Raw genomic sequence first — 26609 nt, 5'->3', positions numbered from 1 at the left:
TTATAACAAATTCTCTACCGATACGATTATCGCCTTATGTAGGACATTAATGTCATATCAATTTATCACTAGCGCCAAACTACCGACTCGTCATGGCGAGTTTGATATTCATATCTTTGAGAACGACGACGGTCAAGAGCATGTGATGCTAACCGTCGGTCTCTCTGTGGTCGATCAGAATATAGATGTTGCTACTGCGCCGCACTTAAATGACGTGGCATCAAACCAAAACGATGACACGCTAGCAGAGCGACCGATTCCATTGATTCGTATTCATTCAGAGTGCCTAACGGGCGATGCTTTTAGCTCATTAAAGTGCGACTGTGGGCCACAGCTCAATACGGCGATGCAAGCGATCCAAGAAACAGGCTGCGGTGCTATTTTGTATTTGCGCCAAGAAGGTCGCGGCATTGGGTTGACCAATAAGATTCGCGCTTACGCCCTCCAAGACCAAGGTCATGATACCTTAGACGCCAATCTGCTGTTAGGCTTGCCTGCCGATGCACGTATCTACGACATGTGCGGACCAATGCTCGCTCATGTCGGTGTGGATGCGGTGAGGCTCATTACCAATAACCCAGACAAAGTGGCTTATTTGACTGAACACGGTATTAATGTCATTGAGCGTGTGCCACTCTTGGTTGGGGTCAACGATATGAATGCTGAGTATCTGGCGACCAAGCGCGACCGTATGGGGCATCTCTTGGACAAAGATATTAATCTCGATAAAGACTTCAATACAGCCATACACCTTAATAAGTAATAAATAGATATTTTATGAGTATTCCAACTTTAGACAATCAAAAAAGTCAGTCAACGGTAACACCGACCAATAACGACATCATGAGAGTACGTGAGTTCTTAGTCGATTTGCAGGCGCGCATCTGCCAAGCATTAGAAGCCGAGGAGCGTGACGGTGGCGGCGATGCAACCTTTGTGCCTGATGATTGGGAACGTCCTGAAGGCGGCGGTGGGCGCTCGTGCGTATTGGCCAATGGCAAAGTAGTTGAAAAAGCGGGCGTGATGTTCAGCCATATTCATGTACACAATTTGCCTGCGTCAGCCACTGCGCGCCACCCTAATATCGCGGGCCGTAAAGCACAGGCCATGGGTGTCTCATTGGTGGTGCATCCTACCAACCCAAATGTCCCTACCAGCCATGCGAATGTGCGCTTGTTCGTGGCAGAAGCGCCCGGCGAAGATCCTATTTGGTGGTTTGGCGGCGGTTTTGATTTAACACCGTTTTATCCGGTACTCGCGGACTGCATCCATTGGCATCAAGTCTGCCATGATCTTTGCGCCCCTTTTGGTGACAATGTCTATCATGACTTCAAACAGTGGTGCGATGAGTATTTCCACCTGCGCCATCGCGATGAGCAGCGCGGTATTGGTGGCTTATTTTATGATGATGTCAATACAGAAAGCCGCGGCTGGGACTTTGAGACTTGCTTTAACTTTATGAAAGCGGTGGGTAACGGTTACCTTGATGCTATCATGCCTATTTTTGAGCAACGTAAAAACACGCCTTACACCGATGAGCAACGTGAGTTTCAGCTGTATCGTCGGGGCCGCTATGTCGAGTACAACCTTGTCTACGACCGCGGCACGCTATTTGGACTTCAAAGCAACGGCCGTATCGAGTCTATCTTAGTCAGTATGCCACCACTTGCCAGCTGGCATTATCGTTTAGAACCCGCTGAGGGAACCCCTGAATTTGAATTGACAGACTATTATCTAAAACCACGTGATTGGTTGGCGCTATAGTTTTATAGGCGCGATAGTGTTGTGAATTTACTGCGTATAAGTCTACTTGCGTTAGAGACTGTTTGGAAGGTCAGCTATCATTGCTGGCCTTTTTTATGTCAGCGTTGATAGGGCGTGTTTGATATTCACAAATAGGCACTGCTGAGTGTTAAACACGCCCTAATCAGCTTGAAATAATCTCGATAAATCTATAACTGATGCAAGTTTTACGAGGATATAACAACTATCTTAACTATTGTTGCGTAAATAATGGTTACAATGACATATATTTTTCGAAAAGTGGTTTAGAAGTGTCTGCGCTTCTAGATTCGGTTTAAGCGGTATTTTTATAATAATATTATATAAGGCTAGCATTTATCAGCCTACTATTCGCCACATTTAAAGGAGTAATTCACATGGCACAGGTTCATACCAACAAATCTTTAAAGTCTCTTTTTAGCATCACCTTAATGGCAGCGGCACTAGGTTTGACGGCTTGTAGCGGTCCAGCTGATGATTCTGATATTAAAGCGCGACAAGACAGCATGAAAAGCTGGGGTAATGCTATGGGTGTCATGGGTGATATGGCTAAAGCACCTGATACGTTTGATGCTGCTGTGTTCAAAGAGCAAGCGGCATTTTTAGCAGAAGATGCGGCCTCACCTTGGAGTCATTTTGAAAATCAAGAAGCCATGGGTAATGCCACTGAAGCGGTTTGGTCTAATGCTGATAGTTTCAGTGCTGAAGCAGAGAACTTCCAAAAAGTGACTACGGAACTAAACGCGGCGGCACAAAATGCCACTAGTATCGATGATGTCATGCCAGCCTTTGGTGAAGTTGGTGCAAGCTGTAAATCCTGCCATACGGAATTTAGAGCGAAAAACGACTAACCCTCTATACTTTGAGTAAGTAAAAAAACGAGTAAGTATAAAAAACCGCCACATTGAATGATATGGCGGTTTTTGCTTTTAACACTTGGAGATTGTATAAAACTCTATACAGCCCTAACCCATCAAATCAGCTTGTACGATTTCAATCCAGTAGCCATCTACGTCTTTGATAAAGGCAATATTTTTCATACTGCCTTCTTCTGGCCGTTTTTTGAATTCGACCTCATTTTTGTCAAACCAAGCGACCGCTTCTTCTAGATTGGGCACACTAAAGCAAATATGACCAAAACCTTGTGGATCTTGATTGCCATCATGATAGCTAAAGTCTGCTTTTGTCTCAGTACCATAATTATGAGTCAGCTCTAAAATACCGCGCTGACGAAAGGCAAATATTTCCAACTCATCACCAGCAGGCAAGTTTTCTCGCTCACTATCAGTAAGCTTGGCTAAAAAGTATAGATCAAAACCCATATCAGGGAATTTTTTGAGCGCCAGCAAAGTCATACCGAGCACACCTGTATAAAATGCCAATGATTTGACAGGGTCTTTTACTCTTAGCATGGTGTGATTAAACGTAAAGCCTGTCGTCTGAGCTGAGATGGGCTGAACGCCTTCGTTACTGACGCTGCTAGCAGGCTGATTGCTGAGTGATTGATTAGTATCGGTCGTGGCATTAGCGTTTGAAGTAGACATAATAATAGTTATCCTATTTTTTACGGAATATAAAGTCAAAAACAAGCGAGTGACGACTGTGGTGACTCGCTTGACCCTTTCACAATAATAAAAATTGGCTCAATAATTGAGAGGGTTTTTTAAGAACGGACGCTCGATAGAGTGAGTTTAAAACACAGACTAGCTGTCTAAGAATCGTACCTTTCCTGTCTCTAAATCATACTCTGCGCCAACGACGAGTAATTGACCACTATTGGTCAAATCCTCTAATGCCCGCGAGCCGTGTTTGAGCTGACTCACCGACATACGTACATTGGCACGGATAGCACGATCGACCAACTCGTCTGCATCGACGTCTTGGCCATTGGCGGTCGCCAGTTCGTGCAAGTTATAAACGCTGGGACGGATACGATCAACGATTGACTGCAAGTTGGGAGAGTAATTTTGCTCAGGATTGATAAGTGTTTCTACACAAGCCGTGACAGCGCCGCAATGCGAATGGCCGAGCACCACAACCAATTTGGTGCCGAATTTTTCTGCAGCAAACTCAATTGAGCCAATCTGTGACGGTGCAACCACATTGCCTGCGACTCGAATGACAAATAAATCACCCAACCCTTGATCAAATACAATCTCGACCGGAACTCGTGCATCTGAACAACCCAAAATAATAGCCAAAGGGTCTTGATCTCTGACCAGCTCTGGTCGCCTTTGCATCAACTCATCAGTACTGGTGATGCTATCAACGTAGCGGGCATTGCCTTCTTTCAAAAGTTCAAGCGCTTCTTGACCTGTTTTTGGGCGTGTACCATGAGACATAAAAAATCCTTTATCATTGATAATGTTAGAGTTATAAACTGCTCAAAACCTGTTGATGCGAGTGCAGATTGGCTGAAAAGTGTGGTAGCCATTACTAAGCGTTCAGGCTCATTATACTTGTCAGCCACAGAGTAATTGTATAGGAATCAGGGTCAAAAAATGATAAAAAAATTCATGTCGTTATAGACAGGCAACTATTACCGATAGCGCAAAACGATAAGATCGAGAAAAACCGTTAAAAGCGTCGCTACTATCATTAAAAACTAAAAACAAAGGTTGTTGCTAAACATTCACCGTACCACAGGCTGCCAATCGCGTAATTCATAGCGAACTTGCACGGATTTATATCGAGGGTTTGTTATAATACCCAGCGACCAGACTGGTTTATATTCAGCGCTGATACTCATCCCAAGCCACCTTGACAACAGTGTCTTAAATAAACAGCCGTACTGAGGTGTTGGACACCTAGGAACACATATTATGACCAACTCATCGCCAACCACAAATAGTAGCGTTGCGTCACCTCACAACGAAGAAGTACTGTTGCAACTGACAGGTCTCAAAAAAACCTACGATCAAACTGACGTGCTCAAAGACATCAATCTCGACATCAAGCATGGTGAGTTTATAACATTGCTTGGACCGTCGGGCTGCGGCAAGACGACCTTACTGCGCCTCATTGCTGGTTTTGAGCAGCCAAACGCTGGGGCGATATATTTGGATGGAATACAAATGGCGGGTTTGCCAGCTGATAAACGTCCGGTCAATACGGTCTTTCAGCAGTATGCTTTGTTTCCACACATGAGCGTCGCACAAAACGTCGCGTATGGGCTAAAGCTCAAAAAAGTGCCCAAAGACGAGATAAATACTCGTGTGCGTGAGATGCTCGCCATGGTGCAGTTAGAGCATTTGGCCAATCGTAAGCCGCAAGATTTGTCTGGTGGTCAGCAGCAGCGCGTTGCGATTGCCCGCGCGGTGATTAATCGCCCCAAACTACTGTTGCTCGATGAACCACTGTCGGCACTCGATCACAAACTGCGTTTGCAAATGCAATCTGAGCTCAAACGCCTACAACGTGAGCTTGGCATTACTTTTGTTTTTGTCACTCATGACCAAGAAGAAGCGCTGTCCATGTCAGATCGCATTGCGGTGATGAAAGACGGCAGGTTTCAGCAAATTGGCACGCCTATCGAGATCTATGAAACCCCTGCCAATTTGTTTACTGCCAAATTTATTGGTGAGACCAATCTATTTAGGGCGGAAGTGAAAGGGGTTTATCCAGACCAGCCAGATCGTGATGGGCGAGTAACCAATGGGCGCATTGAGGTCGAAGTCTGTGAGGCGCAAGCGCAAGATGGGCCAACGACGTTACGCAATTTACGTCGTCCTGATTTTGCCAATGATGTGCAAGTGGGTGATATCGTTAATCTACTACTACGCCCTGAAGATTTACGGATTTATGATCCCAAAGATATGGATCATCAGGGACTACTTGGCCGCGTCATTGAAAGTAACTATAAAGGCAGTACCTTAGATTCCATTATTGAGTTAGTAAATGGTCACGTCATCAAAGCCTCTGAGTTTTTTGATGAAGATGATCCCAGCTTTGATTATAAGTTAAATGAAGCGGTCAAAGTTTCATGGGTTGATGGCTGGGAATGGGTATTGCCAGAAGACCCTATGGCAGCACAAGACAGCACTGCGCAAAAGGATGACAGCTGATGGCACGTCATAGCTTGAGTAGCAAAAGCCCTTTTCGTACGGCGACCCTTTGGCTGATTTGGAGTTGGTTACTAATATTTGCCCTGTTGCCTAATATACTGGTCATCGCCGTTAGCTTTTTGACCCGAGATAGTAGCGCCTTTGTCAGCTTGCCGGTCAGCCTCGATAGCTATGTGCGTATGATTGATCCGCTGTATTTTGAGGTGTTTGTCCATTCATTATGGATGGCAGGTATTACAACCGTTATTTGCCTCCTCCTTGGCTACCCTTTTGCGTGGCTGGTCTCTAAGGCGCAAGTACGCTGGCAGCCACTGCTGATGATGCTATTGATACTGCCATTTTGGACCAACTCTTTGGTGCGGACTTATGCGCTCAAATTGTTGTTTGCCAATAACGGTTTGATTAATAAGTCACTATTAGCAGTCGGTATCATCGATGCACCCATTGATATTTTATATACTCAAGGGGCGGTGATTGCTGGTCTCACTTATTTATTATTCCCGTTTATGGTATTGCCGTTGTATGCGGTGTTTACGGATTTGCGTACTGACATGCTGCTGGCCTCACAGGATTTGGGTGCTTCAAGGGCACAAACCTTTTGGCATGTGGTATTGCCATTGACGACACCTGGAATTATCTCGGGCGTACTGCTGGTGCTATTACCAGCGATGGGTATGTTTTATGTGGCCGATATCTTAGGCGGTTCACGCAACTTGTTGGTCGGTAATATTATCAAAAACCAATTTTTGGATGCGCGAGATTGGCCGTTTGGGGCGGCAGCCAGTGTATTATTGACGCTAGCGATGGCGGTGCTATTACTCGCTTACCGTGCCAGTAGTCGCCGTATTGGCAAGACTGATTTTAACGAGGTGGCATAATGTCCAATCATCCACCGAACCACTCATCAAATCGTTTATTGAATCAAGCACCATCCAAGCACAAACGCTCTATTAAGATGGGCAGTGTCGTGGCTAAAGGCTATCTTGGACTGATATACGCACTGTTGTATATACCCATTATTGTCTTGGTGGTCATGTCATTTAATAAATCAAAAATCGGCTACAACTGGGGCGGATTCAGCTTAAAGTGGTATGAATCGCTATTTAATAACCAAGCCATGCTCGATGCATTCTGGCATTCTATTGTGCTGGGCTTGGTCGCTGCCACTGTCTCGACCTTGATTGGCACGCTGACCGCCCTTGCCCTACATCGCTACAAATTCCGTGGTAAAGGCTTGCTCAATGGGCTGTTATTTGTATTGATGATGTCGCCTGAGATTGTTCTTGCTATCTCGTTATTGGCGCTGTTTTTATTAATTGGTCTGCAATTGGGCTTTGTCTCGCTGCTACTGGCGCACATTACTTTTTGTCTGCCATTCGTGGTTATCACGGTTTTTGCCCGCTTGAGTAGTTTAGACGAACGCTTGATGGAAGCCGCCCGCGACTTGGGTGCCAATGAATCAACGATGGTGCGCACGGTATTGATCCCCGTTATTTTGCCAGCAGTGATGGCTGGCTGGTTGCTCGCCTTTACCTTATCGCTAGATGATGTGGTGGTGTCTACCTTTGTCACAGGTCCCAGTTATGAGATTCTACCACTGCGTATTTATTCTATGGTGCGGGTCGGACTCAAGCCAGAAGTCAATGCCATCGGTACGTTGCTACTGGTTGCTTCCTTAATATTGGTCATCATCTCACAGCTGTTGTTACGTCGGCGTTAGTTATCGTCCATTTTAAATAAAACAGAACTATCATATCGCAACGCAGAACTGGGATAAATTTTTCTTGCTTGCTTTGCCTTTGCTGCCAGAGGCTGCGAAACTTCTCGGTTAAAGATAAGCATTCCAGTTCCGCTGACTCATTTTTATACTGAACTCACTATATCCATCATCAATTGATAAACTTTGAATGAAAATCAGCGCTAGATTGATTATAATGAATTTTTCTCACCTTAGCGGTTAGGTTATATTATGCTAGAGCTTCGTCATCTCAATACGTTAACCGCACTACGGGCGCACGGCTCACTAGCGTCGGCGGCCGATGAGCTACACGTCACCGCCTCTGCTGTCTCACACCAGCTAAAAGAGTTGGAGAATTATTACGATATTAGCTTGGTAAATCGCCGAACACGGCCGCTCACTTTTACGCCAGCTGGCAAAACGTTACTGGCATTGGCAGACAGTATCATGCCACAAGTAACCCGTACCAAATCCAATCTGAAACGCTTGGCACATGGTCAAGCCGGCAGATTGCGCCTAGCTTCTGAATGTCATAGCTGCTTTGACTGGCTCATGCCGATACTCAATCATTATCGCCGCGAATGGTCAGATGTGGAGCTGGACTTTGCCACAGGGTTTGAGCCTGAGCCGCATCATTTATTGATGGAAGGTGATATTGATCTGTTGATTACCACCAGTGATTTGCCCATAGAAGGGATCAGCTACCAGCCGTTATTTGAATATGAAAGTCGCTTGGTGCTATCACCCACACATGATTTAGCAGCACAAGCCTGTATTGAACCAAAGGATTTGACTGAAGAGACGTTAATTGCTTATCCCGTTGAGGCCAAGCGGCTGGATATCATTGCCAATTTTATGACACCAGCGCAAGTGAGCTTTCAGAGTATTCGTACGACGGAATTGACAGCGATGCTCATTCAATTGGTCGCTAGTGAGCGCGGTGTGGCAGCATTGCCCGACTGGGTAGTGGCTGAATATGAGAGGAAAGGTTGGGTCGTCTCGCGTCCGCTAGGCGCTGGCGTGCGTTGTCAGTTGTATGCCGCGACGCGCACCGCTAGCCAAGATACGGCTTACATGCAAGGGTTTGCAAATTTATTAGAAGGGATTGTTAAGCCAGTTTAATATTCCACTGTTTATTACATTTTTTGGTTGTGAAATATCGTCCGCTTTCTTACGTTATGATAGGCGTTGGGGTAAATACTGGTTCCCTAGTGAGGAATTGAATATTAGGCTGTAGGCTAATGATGTCAAAATTTTAACTTGCTGAAATAGCTCCAGTGTACTTCATGGTGTACATATACTAGATTTTTCAATAACCTCTATGTCTGAGTTCATTAAGAGTAGAGAAATGTAATAAGCATAGGTTTTTTTTAACGGTTAGGCTTGTGCTTCTTTCCTCGGCAGGAACAAATACACAGAATATGGGATGATTTCGCAAATTGATCTCTACGCTTGCTATAAGCAAATTATCTCTTTAGCCAAGAAAATAAGCCCTTTTTCTTCTTTTTCTCACTAGCTACTCTCATACGTTCTTGCCACATATCAATCCATTCTTGCTGCGGTTGATTGTAATCAAACTCTTGCATAAAATCGTAAGGTTCAGTGTATTTTTCTAATGGCTCAAATGCTATGAGCTCTTTCGGTGCCATTGGGCTGTCTACACCCAAGTCATAGCCATGTATTGCTGCAATTTTGGCGTACAATACCGCTTGTATCTGAAGATAAAAGTCAAACCAAACGTTTCCATCATATGCCGCTTTTTTTGCCGATTTGGGTTCAAGTAGCTTATTTAACGATACTTGCATTGCTTCTATATTTTTGTCACACAGCGCAATATAAAACTTATGATCAGGTATTCGCTTGACATCGAATTTGTCTTTTTTCTCATCTTTTAAAAATATTAGACTTCGCTCTTTTAGAGGCTTCCAATCTCCTGCTAATGCAAGCAATGTATTCTTATTAAAATAGGAACGTGTGTCTTTACGATCATAAGACTCATTAACTTCAACAATTTTATCTCGGTGCTCAATTAAAAATCTGATTAAGTCAGGATTATCAGACATGATGGCTGCAAAGAAGTTATTGGTATTGTAACCATTGTATGCCCAATAAATTTCTTCTTTGCCCATTATTTGCAGTTTGGCTGCTACATAAGCGGCTTGTTTAAAAGCTTTAACATCAGCATGTAATAATAAGTCAGAGGAGGCTTTTGCTTCGTAGTAAGTACCTAAGCTATACATGCAATATAACGGGTTTCCAACTGACGTACGAATAATCTCTAATAGCTGTTCAATATCATCAATGTAATGTTGATTATTACAAAGCACGTAATTAGCTCTGCCCATGACATGCTCAACACTTTTAAAATAGTCTCTACCACCCGAACTACCTAAGTATACTTTGTAGTTATCATTCATTTTAGTACTCAATTTTTATTAATAGTTTATATGGGTATACCCCATAGGAACCAGCTATTTCAGCCTTCAAACCTATTAATAGACCACTTAAAATAGACTACATTTTCGGAACTACTTAAATTAGATCACTAATTAAGCAGGTAATATCATAGAAGCTCAAAGCACGCACTTAAAGAAATAAAAACCAACCGCCGTTGCCATTAATGTCAGTCCCACATGCAATCCTATCAGTGTCAAACCTGCCAGCAACCGCCCGTCATGAAGAAAGCCAAACACCTCAGCACTAAACGTACTAAACGTGGTTAATCCGCCTAAAAATCCAGTAATCACGAACACGCGAACATTATCAGACAGACCATCAGCCATACGCTCAAACCACACCAACGCCAGTCCAATGAGCAATCCACCCAAGATATTGGCGCTCAGCGTACCGAGTGGTATCCAACTGTGCGACGCGTTAAAACGCGACAACCACGCTCGCAAACAAGCACCGAATGCTGCTCCTAAACCAATGGCCAGCCACTGCATAGACTATCCTTAATTCAGCTAGAGTTTAATGGATGTAGTGAGTCCAATATAAAAGTAATACAGCGGGACTGGAATGCTTATCTTTAAACGAGAAGTTTCGCCGCATCGAGCTGCGAAGGCACAGCAAGCCAGAAAAGTTTCTACCATTTCAACGTTGGAATGTATCTGTTTTATTTAAAATCGACTATACAATAACGAAGAAAAAAATTTACACCGCAGGCAATTCCGTCATCGGCCAACGCGGCACGCAGCTGACTGCCAAGTCGTCAGACTGCCCAGCTTGCAAGCGCTCGTAACCCGCATACGCAATCATTGCGCCATTATCGGTACACAATGCTGGCGGCGCATAATGGACAGTGGCGTTTATTTTGGTCAGTTCAGCCTCTAACGTTTCGCGCAAATGGGTATTGGCACTCACCCCGCCCGCAATCACCAGTCGGCTCATATCCGCTTGCTTCAACGCTTTGACGCATTTTTTTACTAGTGTATCGACCACCGCATGCTGAAAACTGGCGGCGATATCAGCGCGAACTTGTGGATCGCTGTCAGAGCCATTGCCCGAACCGTCCGTGTCTTTAATTAGGTTGTGTACGGCTGTTTTCATCCCACTAAAAGAAAAGTCCAACCCTCTATGTAACATAGGTCTTGGTAATGAATAGGCATTTGGATTGCCAGTTTCAGCCAATTTGGCGATATTAGGCCCACCAGGATAAGGTAAGCCCAGCATTTTGGCAGCTTTGTCAAAGCATTCGCCCGCTGCATCATCTATCGATTCACCCAATATCTCATATTGACCCACACCACGAGCCGCTATCAGCAAGGTATGCCCGCCAGACACTAATAATGAGACAAAAGGAAACGCTGGCGGGTTTGCACCCATGAGCGGTGCCAATAGATGCCCTTCCATATGATGAATACCAATCGCTGGAATATCTAAGCCATACGCCAAACTGCGCCCAAATAACGCACCCGTCATCAAAGCACCAATCAGCCCCGGCCCTTTGGTATATGCGATAGCGTCAATCTCATTTTTGCGAATACCGCATTGATCGAGCAGCTCATTAAACAAAGGCACAAGCTTACGTATGTGATCGCGACTGGCAAGCTCAGGCACCACACCGCCATAGAGCGCATGCAGCTCTATTTGTGAATACAATACTTGGCCGAGCAAGCCTTGATTGTCACTGTCTATCTGCTCACTATCAAAAATCGCTAATCCCGTCTCATCACAAGAGGTTTCTAAACCCAATACCTTCATACGTTTGCCTTTATACCTATGTTTTCGTACTATTTTTTGCCGCGTTTTTCGTTTTATACCATTTTCAAAAAATTGAGTCGCAAAAAAACGAATGCAAGCACTACATCTAGCGCGCTAAATTCGCTTGGGACAGCGAAACATATTTCTTGAAATTGGTACTAGAAAAACAGGCAGAAAAAAACCGCCATTGTCAGTCACAATGACGGTCAGTTTAGCAAATTTCAATCACTTATATCAGCTTACTGACGCTAATATATAATCCACAGCGGCCTTTACTTGTGCTTCAGTTACGCCATTTACTGCTTGAGCTGGCATTTTATTGAAGCCTTTGGCCGAATGCATATATAAAGTTTCTTTGTCTTTGGTCAGACGAGCCGTCCAAGCCGCAGTATCTCCATATTTTGGCGCATCGAGCAAACCAGCTGCGTGACACACTTTGCAGTTTGACTCATACAGTTTGGCGCCTGCATCTGCCGCCAATACCTCAGGCTCAGCCGCGACTTCTGGCACAGTTTCTTTTTGAATGGCAGTCGTCTCGGTAGACACTGCTTCAGGTTCAGCGGTAACCTCTTCGGTCTCGATGACTGGCGCTTCTTCTACCACGGCTGTTTCAGTAGGCTCGTTAACAACTGTTTCTTCGGCGGCATTATCGCCACTACAAGCACTGAGTACCAGTAACACGCTCACGCCAATAGCAGATAAAGTGAATTTATTCATACGCTGTTTTTTGTTCATCATGATCACACCTATACGCGATACTTCATGTTGGCTGCCACTTATGACAGCCTAGAAACTCATCATTCTTGTCACTCACGTACCTGCTCTAACTACTATGAATCGATCGTTCACTCAGTCTAAGCAAACGCTTATTGAGCAGCAGCTTCGTCAGTTGCTGGTGCGGCATCAGCAGTAGCAGTAGCATCTACACTCGCTTCCGTGCCATCAGTAGTAGCCGTCTCTGCTGTTTCAGCGCCCGCTGTCGCTGTTGCTGCATCGGTCATTGTTGTGTCAGTTGTTGTTGCTGCGCCTTCTACTGCGGTGCCATCAGCAGCAGCCACTGGCATCGGTGCGGTTTCTGGAAAATCCATCTCTTCGGCTGCAGGTGCATTTGCACGCGCAAGCGCAGCGGCTTCATCAACCCGATCTACTGCCAACACTTCATGTGACTCTTCTTTATCACCACTACAAGCGCTAACACCAAAGCCAAGAGCCACGATAAACGCTGTGCTTAGTGCCGTATTTAATACTGATTTTCTCATTCCAACATCCTCAATAAAATGCCCATAAAACGGTTAATGTGTTTAGTATAGTTGATCCACTTTAGAAAGGTTACCGTTCTGCTGGTATAAATTTTATGAAGCATCTGTCACGCTTGCGAACAGCCAGCGAGGAAAATTTATACCAGTAGAAAACGATTAACGGTTGCACCATTTCGATTCTAGATTGACTATATTTTATGGAAATTATCATAGCATAAACTCAAGCTAAACCGTTATAGACAGTAGGGTTTTTTATTGACGTAAGACTGTATTTTTGGGATGTTTAACCAGTAGCCATGACTATCCATGCTTGTATTTCACAATTGTCTATCGCCCCACACAACCTAATAACAAATAAGCATTCATGCGCTAAAACCATTGACTTTATTGGAATTTTTTATTAAAATAGTCGCCCTTGTGCTCATGCGCAAGATTATCCTAGTTTGAGCTGATGCCTGTAATCTTGAGATATTACGGCTAAATACTAATACACAGCCAAACTAATGCCCTTATATCTCATCCTAATCGAGGAGTCTTCATGCCTGCAGTTAAGGTTAAAGAAAACGAACCAGTTGATATTGCTATCCGTCGTTTCAAGCGTGCTTGTGAAAAAGCTGGTGTATTATCAGACGTGCGTAAGCGTGAGTTTTATGAAAAACCAACGCAAGTACGTAAGCGTAAAAAAGCCGCTGCTGTAAAGCGTTATAAGAAAAAATTACAACGCGAAACCATTCGTACCACTCGTATGTACTAATCGATAAGTCGATTAGCTAAGTACAAGCGCTACACTAACGCCACTGTTATCCATCGATATCAGTGGCGTTTTTTATGCTACAATTTTTGTTATTGTTGCTAATATGGTTTTTACTAAAAACCGCATCGGCAAGTTTTTACTTAAAAATTTAACGAATGACACTTACTAGACAAGGATAATAACAATGAGCCAACTCAAACAGACTTTATCAGACACCATCAAAACTTCTATGAAAGCCCGTGAGCTTGAGCGCGTTAAAGTGTTGCGCAATGTGCAATCGGTCGTCAAACAAATTGAGATTGATCGTCAAATAGAGCTTGATGATGCCCAAGTGTTGGAAGTGCTACAAAAGCAGCTAAAACAGCGCCACGAATCCCTGACTATTTTTACAGAAAATAACCGTGATGACTTAGCGACCAAAGAGCAGTTTGAGATTGATATTATCAACGAATTTATGCCCAAACAAATGAGCGATGAGGAAATCAGTGCATTAGTTAATGCTGAAATCGCCGAACAAGGCGCCACGTCAATGCGTGATATGGGTAATGTGATGGGTGTATTGAAAAACAAAACCGCTGGCCGTGCTGATCCTGCGCTGATTTCTAAATTGGTTAAAGACGCACTACAAGGTTAACCATGACTATTAAGTGATAGATTTTGCCTAGCTCGCTGACTCTTTTTATATTAACGTGACTATAACACTATCACATTCAAAATGATGACATAAAATAACCGCCTAAGGCTCAAAGTCTTTGGCGGTTTTTACGGCTTTTATTTCTGCATTAATATTGGCTAACAGCGGACGAGCACTACTGGCTTGAGCGGTAGTTTGCAATTTTTCTGTCAGTTTTTTGGCTTGGGTAAGCGACGTTAGCGCACTCTCATAGCGTCCGCTCCATAGCTGGTCGTGACTGCGATAGCGTAAGGCATTGATTGTGGCAATACTGGCAAGCTGCTGGGATGTCGTGGTTTTGGCAAGTTTTTCGTTGGCCAGCTGTAGACTTTGCCACGCATAACGGTCGCTTGGCTGTTGCTCAGTTAATGGCTTGAGCAGCGCTTGTGCCTTGGTTGGCTGATTGCTGTTGGTCAATGCTTCAGCCAAATAAAGACGCAGGTCGCGACGCTCAGGATAAACACGCTGTTGACTTTCCAAAATGTCAGCCGCTTGTGACCACTCTCCTTGTTCACTGAGAATATGGCTATGCGTAATAGACAGCAAAGGCTCTAGTCTCTGGCGCTGCGGCGCTGGCAATGCCGTAATTTCAGCCATGACCTCGTTGGCTTCTTTAAAGCGTTGCTGTTCGCCGTACCAGTGCATCAAGGCCAATTTAGCCCCGACGCTGTTTTTAGCGGCCGTTGTCAATACAGTCTCAGAGGCACGCTTGCCAGCGCTTTGCACACGCCAATAGAGCAAATCAAACATCGCCTGATGCCGTTGTTGCTGGTTTAGTGACAACGAAGGATAATGCTGCGCGCGACTCTGCGACTCACTCAAACGCTCGTTACTGAGAGGATGCGAGCGGACAAAGCTTGGCAAAAATTGGTTTTCAACTTGGTTCAGCTGGCTTTGTTGATTCATCGTAGCAAAAAATCGTGGCATGGCTCTCGGATCATAGCCAGCTTGAGTCATGATTTGCATGCCAACTCGATCAGCTTCGCGCTCATTACTTCGACTAAAAGCCATACTACTATTCATCGTTGCCGTCTGACTGCCCATCATCACTGCCGCAGCGGCATCACCATCAACAGCTGACGCTGCAATCGCTGCCAGCATACCGCCTATCTGCATCAATAGGGCTTTTTTGCGTTCATCAGCGCCGTTTTCATAATGATGTTGGCTAAGATGTGCCACTTCATGTGCCACCACACTGGCCAGCTCGTCCATGCTATTGGCGGCCAATATCGTTCCTGTATTGAGACCAATGACACCGCCTGGTGCGGCAAAGGCGTTGATGCTTGGGTTATCAATAACGACCAAACCCATGAGTGCTTGCTGCCGTGCTTGCGCATTCAGACGCCACGTCATGTCTTTCAGGGTTTCTTGAATCCAAGGGTCATGCTCCATCTTGACGCTACCATTGACGTTTCGTAGCGACCATTCGCCAAGCAATTTATTTTGATATTGCTCAGCGAAGCTCAACCCTTGCCCGCGCAGGTTGGGCAAATCCAATGCTTCAGAATCCGGCATTTGCCATGAATTATAAGCAAACGGTGCTGCTTCTTGGCTGCTGACACTATCGCTGCTGTTGGCCACTGTAGTCATTGTCAGCAATGCCACTGATAACCCTAATTTCATAGCGCTCGCGGCAGACAGACATAGACAACTGTTAGGCCGCGTCATTAATGGCGATTCTGCCATGAGCGAACGCTTGGCTATCAAGTATTTATTCAATGAATTCATGCGCGCGCTATCACGCATCAACTGTCTATGAGAGTGTGACAAGGGCGTATCCTATGCATGTGATTAATAACAACGTCTTTTTGACTATACGAGCTTGCGGATACAAGGTCAATTCTAGTATGTATTTGACTACCAATAACCAAGTCACGTGTCACTATTGTGCAACATGCCTGTGTAATTCTAATGAACCGAATATTGTGTTGACTATATTCAACTGCTAATACATAGCCACTATTTGGTATAATGACAGACTGTAACGATAGTCCATGATGGTAGACTTGCATCACAATCAACTGAGAAGTTGGTGTGTCAAAAAACTTGATCGCAAAATTATAACGTTAACTGTCATTCATATCTTTAACAGGACAAATTAAAATACTGATATTTGAAAGGTTTATCTTATGTCTGCTGACCGTCAGTCGATCATCGTACGCGCCCCTTATGCTATCAGCTTATCAGCGACCTTGTCTGACGCTGAGCAGCAACAGGCAAAACATTTATTAAACTTATTGCTGGCTGAGAATACTAATACAAATAGCGACATAGATACCCGACACCTGACACTTAATATCAAACGCTTCATCGACGGTCACGGACTGGCTTGTCCGATGCCGCTATTAAAAACCAAAGTGGCGCTACGTGATGTTGCTATCGGTGAATCGTTATACGTGGTCGCCACTGACGCCAACTCTCAAGCAGATATCACGGCCTTTTGTCGACAGAACCAGCAAACGAACACGGCAAACCGATTGCTATTGGCGGTGAATAGCGTCACTAAGCAACAACCAGCAGCTAGCAGCTCATCACAGCGTTTCGATACAATATATCACTTCATCATTACCAAAACTGATAGCAACTAAGTGTCGCTATCCTTTACAATTACAACCATAAAGATTTTTATCTGACTATTTGCTTAACCATGTAAACAAGGTCAAGAATATGGCTACTATCTCTAATGATGCTGCGAAAACGAGTAAAAAAGACGATGCAGCACCTATAAAAAACGAAGCCCGTGATGCAGCGCTCAAAGCGGCGGCTCAGCGTCCACCTTATGACGCTAGTGCACTTGGTAAAACCAGTACTCGGGACTTGGTGCCCGCGATGCCCACGCATTTGTCAGCACCGGGCGTCAATTTGGGTGCCTATATCAATACTGTCCACCAAATCCCAATCTTGACACCGATACAAGAGCAAGAGCTGGCACATCGCTATTATGACGAAGGCGATGTTGAAGCGGCGCGGCTGCTTGTTATGTCGCATCTACGTTTTGTGATTCATATCGCACGCAGCTATTCGGGTTATGGGTTACCACAGGCCGATTTGATCCAAGAGGGTAACCTAGGGTTAATGAAGGCGGTGAAACGTTTTGATCCAAATAAAGGCGTCCGTTTGGTATCGTTTGCGGTGCATTGGATCAAAGCTGAAATTCATGAGTTCGTCATCCGCAACTGGCGTATTGTCAAAGTGGCGACAACCAAAGCCCATCGCAAGCTATTCTTTAATTTGCGAAGTCTCAAAAAGACCAATAATCAACTAACCTTAGAAGAAGCAGATGCCATTGCTGCTGACTTGAATGTCACCCGCAAGCAAGTGCTAGAAATGGAATCGCGCCTGACCTCTTATGATGCATCGTTTGAAGCGCAATCGAGTGATGATGACGATGGGCGTTATGCGCCGCAATTGTTTTTAGAGGACGGCATCGATCCTGCTGAGCAGTTAGAAGAAGCAGATTGGGAAGAAAACAACTCATCAGCATTGTTGGCGGCGATGGGTACGCTCGACGAGCGCTCACGTGATATCGTCGAGCAGCGCTGGCTTTCGGAACAAAAATCAACCTTGCATGAGTTGGCAGCCGTCTATTCTATCTCTGCCGAGCGTGTACGCCAAATCGAAAAAAATGCGATGGATAAAATCCGTGAGGCAATGACTATCGATAGCGTTATTTTGCCAGATGATCTTCAATAGCCATCGCTTTTAGAGAGTATGAGTTTGCCATGTTAAATTGGATAGGTATTGCCGCCATCAATATGGCCATCGCTGTCGCGTTAGGCGCATTCGGTGCGCATGGCCTAAAAAATATGGTCAGCGCCCAGCAGCTCGAATGGTGGCAGACGGCAACACTGTACTGGTTTGTGCATGCGCTCGGCTTATTGCTGGTGGGCGTATTGATTCGACTCAAATCTGCCACCCAAACTACAGCATGGCTACTACAGATTGGCATTCTTATATTTGCGGGTAGCCTATATGCGATGACACTCGGCGCACCGCGTTGGTTTGGCGCGATTACCCCTATCGGTGGTGTTTTGATGCTTACAGGTTGGCTATGGCTTGCTGTATCGACCTTTCGTTTGGGTCAGGTAAAAACTTGATTGGCCCTGCAATAAGTAAGCATACATAAAGTAGATATAGATTGATGAAGCAGCAATATCAAACCATTCAGGAGCATGTTTTATGAGTACCATTAGTGTCAATGGTCAGACTCTACAAACCACCCATCAGACTGTACAGTTGGTCATCAATGAGCTTGGACTTAGCCAAGGTCGTTACGCCGTAGAGGTCGATGGTGAACTGATACCAAAAAGTGAGCTTGCGCAACTGCGTATCATCGAAGGCATGGCTATCGAAGTGGTACAGGCAGTTGGTGGTGGTTGATTGAATATCACACCCAAAAAATACAATTAGCTGCCTTAAACCCGTTTAGCACAGACAATAAAAAAGACTTCAACGTATCGAACGTTTGAAGTCTTTTTCCTTTTTATATATTGAAATTTGAGAGCATCGAAAGCTAGTAATATGGCCACTTATCCCTTTGTTATTCTGTTAGCCAATATTTATCAAACCTTATGCTCTCTACACTTCAATAAAACTAAACGGCTGGCACCACATCGTCGACTGTTAGGTCTTCATAGCGCCCCTCACGTCCAGCACCCTGCGTCTTTTTACGCTCTTGACGGGTTTTATATTTCCGCACTTGTCTATCAAGTTTGTCTGCCATCTCATTAATGGCCTTATACATATCATCCTCACACGCTTGGACAAACATTTCTTGACCCGAGACTCGCAAGATCGCTTCAGCTTTATGGCTTTTTTTACCACCATCGTTTGCGCCGCTGTTGTCTAATGACAAGATCACTTGAATACTTTGTATCTGATCAAAGTGACGCTCTACTTTGACAAGCTTTTCACGAACCGCTGTGTCCATAGCTTCGGTAACACTGATATGGTGACCACTGATAGAAACATTCATATTATTGTCCTTTTATTATTACTGACACTATTACTTACAATCAACAGATGAGATAGCATTCCTGCCTTTATCATCCTGCCTTACCAATAACTGCCTGAGTATTTTTAATAACAGAGAAACCTATCCTTTTACGGTCGCCTCTATTATTAACGTAGATAAATAACTGAGGTAACGTTGTTGGTATGACTCTAATTTGTCATGAAAAGCGAATTGTAGCAAGACAGTATATTGTAATTAAATGTAATTAAATCTGTTGTTTCCTGAATGTTTCTATATAATCAAAAAATTTTATTTTTTATATTTGATGAATTAATTTTAAAGCGCTTAGAAAACTCCTGATAACTCCTTGAATGATAACAACTAATACTTTTGTTTGCGCTGGGTAGACGAACCGATATGCATGGCTTCACGATATTTGGCCACCGTTCTGCGAGCAATATCAATACCTTCTGCTAACAAAAGATCCTTTATAAGACTGTCTGACAATGGTTTTTTAGGATCTTCATCGGCGATTAGCTGCTTAATCATGGCACTGATGGCAGTTGATGAGATGTCGCCATCACTACTGCTAACATGTGAGGAAAAAAAGTGCTTTAGCGAAAACAACCCTTGCGGCGTCAAAATAGTTTTGCTGGTGGTTAAACGCGACACGGTAGATTCGTGTAAGTCTACTTCTTCTGCGATCACTTTTAAGATAAGCGGTTGCATGGCCTTAGCACCATGCTGGAGAAAGTCTTGCTGATAGCGCACAATGCTGGTTGCTACTTTTAGCAGGTTTTGATTGCGCTCTTCGATACTGCGAATAAACAAGCGGGCGTCGGTGAGGTTTTCCCGCAGATATTGATTATCAGGGCTGTCATCACCGCGTTTGACTAAGTTGGCATATTCTTGATTGACTCGCAGCTTTGGTAGGGTGTCAGGATTAAGACGCACATGCCAGCCCTCATCTTTTTTGTCTGAATGGCCATCACGGTGGCGGATAGGTGTGACGAGCACATCAGGAATATCATAGCTAGGAGTCGGTCGCGTATAGTCGGGCTGATTGCTCTGAAACAGCAACGCCGGTGAAGGGTTTAAGGTACGCAGTAGGGTCAGTGCTGGTGTAATATCCTCAGCTGCCAGTCCTGTCCGCGCAGTGAGTGCTTTGATATTATTACTGACCAAATGCTCGCCTGCTGATAGTAACGCTTTTGCTTGTCTTAAATATTCAGTGTCAGCATCAAGCTTGGATAACTGAATCGCGAGGCATTCACTCAGGTTGCGCGCACCCACACCAAGCGGGTCGCAAGATTGAATCATGCGTAGCACCGCCATTATTTCGTCATGCTCAACGCGCTCGTCCCACTGATAAAAGCTCGCCATAGTATCAAAGCTTTGTAACAGCTCATCAATATCAAGCTGAATAAAGCCCCTATCATCCATAGAGTCCATCAGATAAGTGGCGATTAATGTGTCCGTCTCTGAAAGGCGCTTAAAATTCAGTTGCCAGCGTACGTGGTCTTGGATGGTTGCAGAAGTACCGCCTTGATAGGCATCAAAATCTTCATTGCTTTTGTTATTAGAGCTTTTAGCCGCAGATGCGGCGTTGCTGCTATCAAAATCGCTAAACTCAGCGTTATCGACGTCAAAATGGCCATAGTCATCGCTATCCGTAGCAGCATTGTCCATCGCCCCATCATCCATACTTGCTTGCTGCAATTTATCCAAGCTATCACTAAAGTCCTCATTATATTCAGAGGCATAGTCAGAGGGCGATTCATTATTGCCAGATTCCCCATTAAATGGATCAGCATTAATGCCTTGGTTCCAACTGTCTAATGTCAATGAGGTATTTAAGTCAGCGGCCTTATCATTCGCATCATACTCGTATTCCTCTTCATCCTCGATGCGCTCAAGCAAGGGATTACTATCCAGCTTGGCCTGAACTTCTTGCGCAAGCTCCAAACTAGAGAGCTGCAGCAACTTAATAGCCTGCTGCATCTGCGGAGTCAGTTTTTGTGAAGTACTTAGCGTGGTCGCCAATCCAAACGACATACTCATAGGGGACTTATTACACTCCGGTAGTGGTGATGTTCCGTATAGATTGCTGGTGAAAGCAATGATTTAATTTTGTCAGGACACAGACGATAGCATTTTTTGCCACAATTTTGCTATGATAATTTATACCCTGTCCAGATAAGCTGGTTACAGTCGATACTAAATGACCTAGATATACGCCAATAATCGAATCCAAAACCCATATAACAAATCTGTTCATAATGCTAAGCCATTTATCAATGCAATGACTAGGGTGTGTTGAAAAATTCTAAAAATCAACTGAGAATCCAACTATGTATGAAAAGACAAATAACCATCAATTTACCACTGCTGCCATTCAGATGAATAGCCAACAAGACGTAGAGCAAAACTTGACGGACATAAAAGCCGCTATTAGTGAGGCGTGCCAACAAGGCACTAAGCTTGTGGTGTTGCCCGAAAATTGTTGCAGTATGGGTGAGCAATTTGCCACCGCTGAGCGTTTTGATGAGTTATCAGCGACGATTGCCGACTATGCAAACACTTACGGCGTGTATGTCCTCGCAGGCTCACTACCCTGCTCCTATCGCCCTGATGGTGTGATTGTACCAGATGGTAGATTACGACAAGTCAGTCAACTATTTGCACCCGATGGCACACGGGTCGCGCGCTATGACAAAATCCATTTATTTACGGCAACGGTGGCAGACAAACAAGGCAGTTATAATGAAGCGGCGACTTTTGAGCCGGGCACACAAACAGTGATTGCACCAATAGAAACAGAGAATGCGGTGTACCAGTTGGGTATGATGGTGTGCTTTGATTTGCGGTTTCCTGCATTGGCACAGCGTCTGCGTCAAGCTGGTGCTGATATATTGAGCGCACCTTCTGCTTTTACCTATCTGACTGGGCAAGCGCATTGGGCATTATTATTGCGCGCGCGTGCTTTGGACAGTCAATGTATGGTGATTGGTGCGGCACAAGGTGGCGATCATGTTTATAAGAACGGCAATATCCGTCAGACATGGGGACACACAGCGATTACCGCTTATGATGGTACCGTTATAAATAGCTATGATGACAGTACACTCAATGACACGCTTAATAACACTGCTGCTAGCGAGACAAACAAAAATTATGCCCTCGTCACGGCGGCATTTGACAAACAATCACAAGAACAAAGCCGACAAAAACTGCCGATTTTTGACTGTCATCGTTTGGCATAGCATCAGCCCCTAAGGTATCACTCAAACTATCAAAGTTTAAGGAGCGTCGCTGTCACTCTGCGCATGAGTCGCACGCGGATGGGCGCGGTCGTAGACTTGCGTTAGCTTGGCAAAATCCACATGGGTGTAAATTTGGGTGGTACTGATGTCACTGTGCCCGAGCATCTCTTGAACAGCACGCAAGTCACCACTGCCTGACAGCATGTGTGACGCAAAACAATGGCGCAGTAGATGCGGATACATATTTTGTGCGATGCCTGCACGAGTTGCAGCGACTTTTAAACGCTGTTGTACCGCCCGCGTGGATAAGCGAGTCCCCAGTTTTTCACTGATAAACAACGCCCTGTCCATCTGCTCTACCCAAAGATGACGATGCGGGAGATAGCGCGTAATCGCCTCTGCAGCCTTGACACCCAATGGCACCAAGCGTGTTTTATTACCCTTACCTGTCACTCGCACCCGCAGATCGGACAAATCCACATCCACCATATCTAGCGCGACCAGCTCACCGACGCGCAGACCACTGCTATAGAGCAATTCAAACATAGCTTTGTCACGTAACCATAAGCGGGCTTGTTCTGGTGTATCCGGCATCTCTTGATCGAGCAATTGCGTCAATAAATCCACATCGGCGATGGACGGTAAGGGTCTGGGACTACGCTTTAGCTGATAACCAGTCGTTGGATTGATGCGTGCCAAGTTCTCTTCGATCAACCAGCCATAAAAATGACGAATAGCCGATAACTCTTGCTGGACACTCGCCAGTGCTAGCTTGTCCTCATCTATACGCTGACCAATATGTTGTGCCAGCTGACGCTTATCACAGCGCGTCCATGTCAGGCGTTTGCCACGCAAAAACAGCGCCAATTGAGTTAACCCAGCAAAATAAGCCGTCAGTGTGTGCTCCGAATGATTACGCACGGACAAAGTATGTAGCCAGCGATGGACAGGTAATAACAGCTCACGCAGCGAAGCATCTGACTCTATCGTGACTGCCAATCCTGCTGATAACAATCGCTCTGATTTTATAGAAGGGTCATTTTTATGAGACATCACCATATGAGACACAACCCTATTATTGGCCTAATCGCAAATATATAGTTGAAATACTTTAAAGTCGCTACAGTATTGCTAGTGTAAATTTTTTGCAGCCTCTGGCAGCAACGGCACAGCAAGCAAGAAAAATTTGCACCAGCAGTACGTATTTTATCGATATTACTTTTCAACGACTATATGCCACTTATCATTTCGACGCACGGTTAGTCTTCTGGATTGGTCTTGATGCCTGCTTGCGCCATCAACCCATCTGGGCTAAACACGCCTTCGTAGACAAAGGCCGTGGGTCCCGTCATCATCACAGAATACCCCGGCTGCCACTTGATAATCATACTGCCACCATAGAGCTGCGCGCGTACATCTTCGCCTTCATCGAGCCAGCCTTCACGTATCCCAACGGCAACCGCTGCACAAGCACCTGTACCGCACGCTTGTGTCTCACCAACACCGCGCTCATACACACGCAAACGAATGTGACGCTGGTTCATCACTTGCATAAAACCAACATTGACACGATCTGGAAAGGCGGGATGCGATTCGATGGCTTTGCCCAAGGTTTCGACTTCTGCATCGAGTACATTATCGACTTTGATAACGGCATGTGGGTTGCCCATATTGGCGACGTATAATTGTACTGGCGTCCCATTTACATCCAAATGATAGGCGTTTTGAATCTTAGTCGTGGCTCTGGGGGTAAAAGGAATCTCATTGGGCTCAAACTTGGGTTTACCCATGTCAACCTCTACCCAACCATAACGGTCAGTGGTCAACGAAATAATACCGCTGGCGGTTTCAACGCGTAGGCGCTGCTTAAATGACAGCTTGCGCGCTTGCACAAAACGCGCGAAACAACGCGCGCCATTGCCGCATTGCTCGACTTCCGTGCCATCGGTATTAAAAATGCGATAACTGAAATCCACATCAGGGCGCATCGGTGGCTCGACCACGAGCAATTGATCGAAACCAATGCCTAAATGACGATCACCCAATAACTGCACCAAATCCTTGGTCAAATCTAAGCGCTGAGTCACCAAATCGATAACCATAAAATCATTGCCCAGACCATGCATCTTAGTAAATTCTATTAGCATATCCTTGATATCCTATCCTATTTTTATGTATGCCTTATATTAGCACGCTGTCAGTTACAATCATAATTATCACTGTATGCAAAGATAAGTTATAGTCGATACTAAATAAAACTGATATCGGGCATGATAACGCGAGACTGTTACCAATTTTTCTGGCTTGCTGTGCCGTTGCTGCCAGAGGCTGCGAAACTTCTCGTTTAAAGATAAGTATTCCAGTTTCGCTGACTCGTTTTTATACTGAAATCACTATATCTTTGCTAAAAATCTGCCATAAAAAACCCATCGTCATCATAACAATGGGTTTTGTCTAAACGGTTAAAATCAGCGGATATTTGGGCTGTTTTTTATGCTACATTTAACCTTGCCACAAGGTTTCATCAGCATATAAAGCTTCCATCGTTTCGCGCTTACGAATCAGCTGGTGACGATCATCCGCCACCATGACTTCGCTGGCACGCGGACGTGAATTGTAGTTACTGCTCATGGTAAAGCCATAAGCACCCGCACCCGTAATGGCCAAAATATCTCCTGCGGCTAAGGATAACAAGCGGTCTTTGGCCAAAAAGTCCCCTGTCTCACAAATCGCGCCAACGATATCCCACGCTTTTGTACCTTCAGTATTGATACCGTTATTCGGCAACGTTTCAGGAATCACAGCCATGTCAGCTTGATACAATGCAGGGCGAATCAAGTCGTTCATGGCAGCATCCACGATGGCAAAATTCTTGTGCTCAGTAGGTTTTAGTACATCAACTTGAGTCAGCAAAATGCCAGCATTGGCCACAATACTGCGACCCGGCTCAAAAAACACCGTCAAGCCAAGCTCGCTAAGCTTCGGTAATAAAGCAGCAGAAAACACATCAATAGACACCGGAGTTTCATCGATATAACGCACGCCCAAACCGCCACCCAAATCAATATGACGCAGCTCAATACCGTTATCACGTAAGCTGTGTATCAATTCGATGACTTTATCCAACGCCGCGACAAATGGCTCGACTTCCGTCAACTGCGAGCCAATATGACAATCGATACCGACGATATCGATATGAGACAATGTCGCTGCTTGCTGATAGACCGCGAGCGCGTCTTCGTGGGCAATACCAAATTTATTGTCTTTTAAGCCAGTCGAGATATAAGGATGGGTCTTGGCATCGACGTTTGGATTGACACGTAATGAGATGGGTGCAGGTTTGTCCAGCGTTTTTGCCACTTCGTTGATTAACGTCAGCTCGCTGATCGACTCAACATTAAAGCAGCCAATACCTTGCGTGAGTGCATACTCAATATCGCTGTAAGTCTTGCCAACGCCTGAAAACACCACGCGCGACGCGGCGCCACCAGCAGCCAATACCCGCATCAGCTCACCACGTGAGACAATATCGAATCCTGCACCTGCTTGCACCAATACGCCAAGCACTGCCAAATTAGAATTGGCTTTTACGGCATAACATATCTGATGATTCAAACTGGCAAAGCTATCAGTATATGCGTGATACACGTCCAATATCGCCTGTTTTGAGTAGACATAGCATGGCGTACCGTATTGTTTGGCGATAGCCTCAATGCTGACTTGTTCCATATACAGCGCATCATCATGATAATGCAACGCTGGCAAATGGGCAGTTAAGGCGGCAGGGTCAATGTATCGTCCTTGCTCGGTTTGGATAGTTACGGACTCGCCAGTTTTTGGCTCAGAATGACTCATATACACATCTCTAATTTATTCAGGGTAACAAGATTGAAAGTGACGTTTTAAGAAAATCGGTAAA

Annotated in this window: 27 protein-coding genes; 14 read left to right on the top strand and 13 right to left on the bottom strand. The window is 44.9% G+C overall.

What is annotated here, in order from left to right; all coding sequences use genetic code 11:
• Window positions 1–49: 49 nt before the first annotated feature.
• The 3 genes from ribA (at window position 50) to JMY02_RS10665 (ending at window position 2633) form a co-directional block, all read left to right on the top strand.
• A complete protein-coding gene (ribA, locus tag JMY02_RS10675) occupies window positions 50–763 on the top strand; it encodes a GTP cyclohydrolase II (protein WP_201598017.1) in 714 nt (237 codons plus the stop codon).
• A gap of 14 nt (window positions 764–777) precedes the next feature.
• The gene (gene hemF / locus JMY02_RS10670; RefSeq protein WP_201598014.1) at window positions 778–1764 is read left to right on the top strand and encodes an oxygen-dependent coproporphyrinogen oxidase; all 987 of its coding nucleotides are present in this window, start codon (window positions 778–780) and stop codon (window positions 1762–1764) included.
• A 395-nt stretch (window positions 1765–2159) separates the two neighbouring features.
• The gene (locus JMY02_RS10665; RefSeq protein WP_201598011.1) at window positions 2160–2633 is read left to right on the top strand and encodes a c-type cytochrome; all 474 of its coding nucleotides are present in this window, start codon (window positions 2160–2162) and stop codon (window positions 2631–2633) included.
• A 114-nt stretch (window positions 2634–2747) separates the two neighbouring features.
• Here JMY02_RS10665 and gloA read toward each other — a convergent pair whose 3' ends face one another.
• Both gloA and JMY02_RS10655 read right to left on the bottom strand, forming a co-directional pair.
• On the bottom strand, window positions 2748–3194 hold the full coding sequence (gene gloA / locus JMY02_RS10660) for a lactoylglutathione lyase (RefSeq protein WP_406947757.1): 447 nt from the start codon (window positions 3192–3194) through the stop codon (window positions 2748–2750).
• A gap of 291 nt (window positions 3195–3485) precedes the next feature.
• A complete protein-coding gene (locus tag JMY02_RS10655) occupies window positions 3486–4124 on the bottom strand; it encodes a carbonic anhydrase (protein WP_201598005.1) in 639 nt (212 codons plus the stop codon).
• A gap of 480 nt (window positions 4125–4604) precedes the next feature.
• Between JMY02_RS10655 and potA the strand changes: the two genes are divergently transcribed.
• The 4 genes from potA (at window position 4605) to JMY02_RS10635 (ending at window position 8706) form a co-directional block, all read left to right on the top strand.
• The gene (potA, locus tag JMY02_RS10650) at window positions 4605–5846 is read left to right on the top strand and encodes a spermidine/putrescine ABC transporter ATP-binding protein PotA (protein ID WP_201598003.1); all 1242 of its coding nucleotides are present in this window, start codon (window positions 4605–4607) and stop codon (window positions 5844–5846) included.
• Window positions 5846–6724, top strand: a complete 879-nt coding sequence (gene potB / locus JMY02_RS10645) for a spermidine/putrescine ABC transporter permease PotB (RefSeq protein ID WP_201597996.1) — start codon at window positions 5846–5848, stop codon at window positions 6722–6724. Before potA ends, potB begins: the two co-directional genes overlap by 1 nt.
• A gap of 77 nt (window positions 6725–6801) precedes the next feature.
• Complete coding sequence (gene potC, locus JMY02_RS10640; protein ID WP_227678481.1) at window positions 6802–7566, top strand: spermidine/putrescine ABC transporter permease PotC; 765 nt, start codon at window positions 6802–6804, stop codon at window positions 7564–7566.
• 249 nt (window positions 7567–7815) lie between these two features.
• Window positions 7816–8706, top strand: coding sequence for a LysR family transcriptional regulator (locus JMY02_RS10635; RefSeq protein WP_201597979.1), 891 nt, complete (start codon window positions 7816–7818; stop codon window positions 8704–8706).
• Between the two features lie 344 nt (window positions 8707–9050).
• On the opposite strand, the gene JMY02_RS10630 is transcribed toward JMY02_RS10635, so the two are convergent.
• From JMY02_RS10630 to JMY02_RS10610, 5 genes are all read right to left on the bottom strand, one after another.
• Window positions 9051–10001 carry an Imm49 family immunity protein gene (locus JMY02_RS10630; protein WP_201597977.1) on the bottom strand — a complete coding sequence of 317 codons (951 nt, stop codon included), beginning with the start codon at window positions 9999–10001 and terminating at the stop codon, window positions 9051–9053.
• A gap of 156 nt (window positions 10002–10157) precedes the next feature.
• Complete coding sequence (crcB, locus tag JMY02_RS10625; protein WP_201597975.1) at window positions 10158–10529, bottom strand: fluoride efflux transporter CrcB; 372 nt, start codon at window positions 10527–10529, stop codon at window positions 10158–10160.
• A 208-nt stretch (window positions 10530–10737) separates the two neighbouring features.
• Window positions 10738–11787: a tRNA (adenosine(37)-N6)-threonylcarbamoyltransferase complex transferase subunit TsaD gene (gene tsaD / locus JMY02_RS10620; protein ID WP_201597973.1), complete on the bottom strand. Its 1050-nt coding sequence runs from the start codon at window positions 11785–11787 to the stop codon at window positions 10738–10740.
• Window positions 11788–12021: 234 nt separating this feature from the next.
• Window positions 12022–12525: a c-type cytochrome gene (locus tag JMY02_RS10615; protein WP_201597962.1), complete on the bottom strand. Its 504-nt coding sequence runs from the start codon at window positions 12523–12525 to the stop codon at window positions 12022–12024.
• 128 nt (window positions 12526–12653) lie between these two features.
• Window positions 12654–13046: a hypothetical protein gene (locus tag JMY02_RS10610; protein ID WP_201597960.1), complete on the bottom strand. Its 393-nt coding sequence runs from the start codon at window positions 13044–13046 to the stop codon at window positions 12654–12656.
• Window positions 13047–13584: 538 nt separating this feature from the next.
• Between JMY02_RS10610 and rpsU the strand changes: the two genes are divergently transcribed.
• Together rpsU and JMY02_RS10600 are read left to right on the top strand one after the other, a co-directional pair.
• Window positions 13585–13800 (top strand): 30S ribosomal protein S21, encoded by a 216-nt coding sequence (gene rpsU, locus JMY02_RS10605; protein ID WP_010195908.1) that lies wholly within the window; start codon window positions 13585–13587, stop codon window positions 13798–13800.
• A 184-nt stretch (window positions 13801–13984) separates the two neighbouring features.
• The gene (locus JMY02_RS10600) at window positions 13985–14434 is read left to right on the top strand and encodes a GatB/YqeY domain-containing protein (RefSeq protein ID WP_201597958.1); all 450 of its coding nucleotides are present in this window, start codon (window positions 13985–13987) and stop codon (window positions 14432–14434) included.
• Between the two features lie 102 nt (window positions 14435–14536).
• Here JMY02_RS10600 and JMY02_RS10595 read toward each other — a convergent pair whose 3' ends face one another.
• On the bottom strand, window positions 14537–16243 hold the full coding sequence (locus tag JMY02_RS10595; protein WP_227678477.1) for a M48 family metallopeptidase: 1707 nt from the start codon (window positions 16241–16243) through the stop codon (window positions 14537–14539).
• A 359-nt stretch (window positions 16244–16602) separates the two neighbouring features.
• On the opposite strand from JMY02_RS10595, the gene JMY02_RS10590 reads away from it, so the two are divergent.
• The 4 genes from JMY02_RS10590 (at window position 16603) to thiS (ending at window position 18853) form a co-directional block, all read left to right on the top strand.
• Window positions 16603–17061 (top strand): sulfurtransferase TusA family protein, encoded by a 459-nt coding sequence (locus tag JMY02_RS10590; RefSeq protein ID WP_201597956.1) that lies wholly within the window; start codon window positions 16603–16605, stop codon window positions 17059–17061.
• A gap of 241 nt (window positions 17062–17302) precedes the next feature.
• On the top strand, window positions 17303–18166 hold the full coding sequence (gene rpoH, locus JMY02_RS10585) for an RNA polymerase sigma factor RpoH (RefSeq protein ID WP_200861753.1): 864 nt from the start codon (window positions 17303–17305) through the stop codon (window positions 18164–18166).
• 29 nt (window positions 18167–18195) lie between these two features.
• Window positions 18196–18570, top strand: coding sequence for a DUF423 domain-containing protein (locus JMY02_RS10580; RefSeq protein ID WP_201597954.1), 375 nt, complete (start codon window positions 18196–18198; stop codon window positions 18568–18570).
• Between the two features lie 82 nt (window positions 18571–18652).
• Complete coding sequence (thiS, locus tag JMY02_RS10575) at window positions 18653–18853, top strand: sulfur carrier protein ThiS (protein WP_201597951.1); 201 nt, start codon at window positions 18653–18655, stop codon at window positions 18851–18853.
• Window positions 18854–19067: 214 nt separating this feature from the next.
• Here thiS and hpf read toward each other — a convergent pair whose 3' ends face one another.
• The gene (hpf, locus tag JMY02_RS10570; protein WP_201597948.1) at window positions 19068–19448 is read right to left on the bottom strand and encodes a ribosome hibernation-promoting factor, HPF/YfiA family; all 381 of its coding nucleotides are present in this window, start codon (window positions 19446–19448) and stop codon (window positions 19068–19070) included.
• Between the two features lie 360 nt (window positions 19449–19808).
• The gene (locus JMY02_RS10565; protein ID WP_201597929.1) at window positions 19809–21488 is read right to left on the bottom strand and encodes an RNA polymerase factor sigma-54; all 1680 of its coding nucleotides are present in this window, start codon (window positions 21486–21488) and stop codon (window positions 19809–19811) included.
• A 290-nt stretch (window positions 21489–21778) separates the two neighbouring features.
• On the opposite strand from JMY02_RS10565, the gene JMY02_RS10560 reads away from it, so the two are divergent.
• Entirely contained in the window at window positions 21779–22690 is a 912-nt protein-coding gene (locus JMY02_RS10560; protein WP_201597926.1) for a nitrilase-related carbon-nitrogen hydrolase, read from the top strand.
• Between the two features lie 36 nt (window positions 22691–22726).
• Here JMY02_RS10560 and JMY02_RS10555 read toward each other — a convergent pair whose 3' ends face one another.
• The 3 genes from JMY02_RS10555 to lysA all read right to left on the bottom strand — a co-directional run bounded on the left by JMY02_RS10555 (window position 22727) and on the right by lysA (window position 26545).
• Complete coding sequence (locus tag JMY02_RS10555; RefSeq protein WP_406947756.1) at window positions 22727–23749, bottom strand: tyrosine recombinase XerC; 1023 nt, start codon at window positions 23747–23749, stop codon at window positions 22727–22729.
• A 200-nt stretch (window positions 23750–23949) separates the two neighbouring features.
• On the bottom strand, window positions 23950–24837 hold the full coding sequence (dapF, locus tag JMY02_RS10550) for a diaminopimelate epimerase (RefSeq protein ID WP_201597923.1): 888 nt from the start codon (window positions 24835–24837) through the stop codon (window positions 23950–23952).
• 355 nt (window positions 24838–25192) lie between these two features.
• On the bottom strand, window positions 25193–26545 hold the full coding sequence (lysA, locus tag JMY02_RS10545; RefSeq protein WP_201597920.1) for a diaminopimelate decarboxylase: 1353 nt from the start codon (window positions 26543–26545) through the stop codon (window positions 25193–25195).
• Window positions 26546–26609 lie beyond the last annotated feature (64 nt).

Source organism: Psychrobacter vallis (assembly GCF_904846715.1).
In the GTDB taxonomy this organism is placed as follows: domain Bacteria; phylum Pseudomonadota; class Gammaproteobacteria; order Pseudomonadales; family Moraxellaceae; genus Psychrobacter; species Psychrobacter vallis.
The sequence above is the reverse complement of the archived record's forward strand: the minus strand, read 5'-3'. Positions and strand labels throughout refer to the sequence as shown.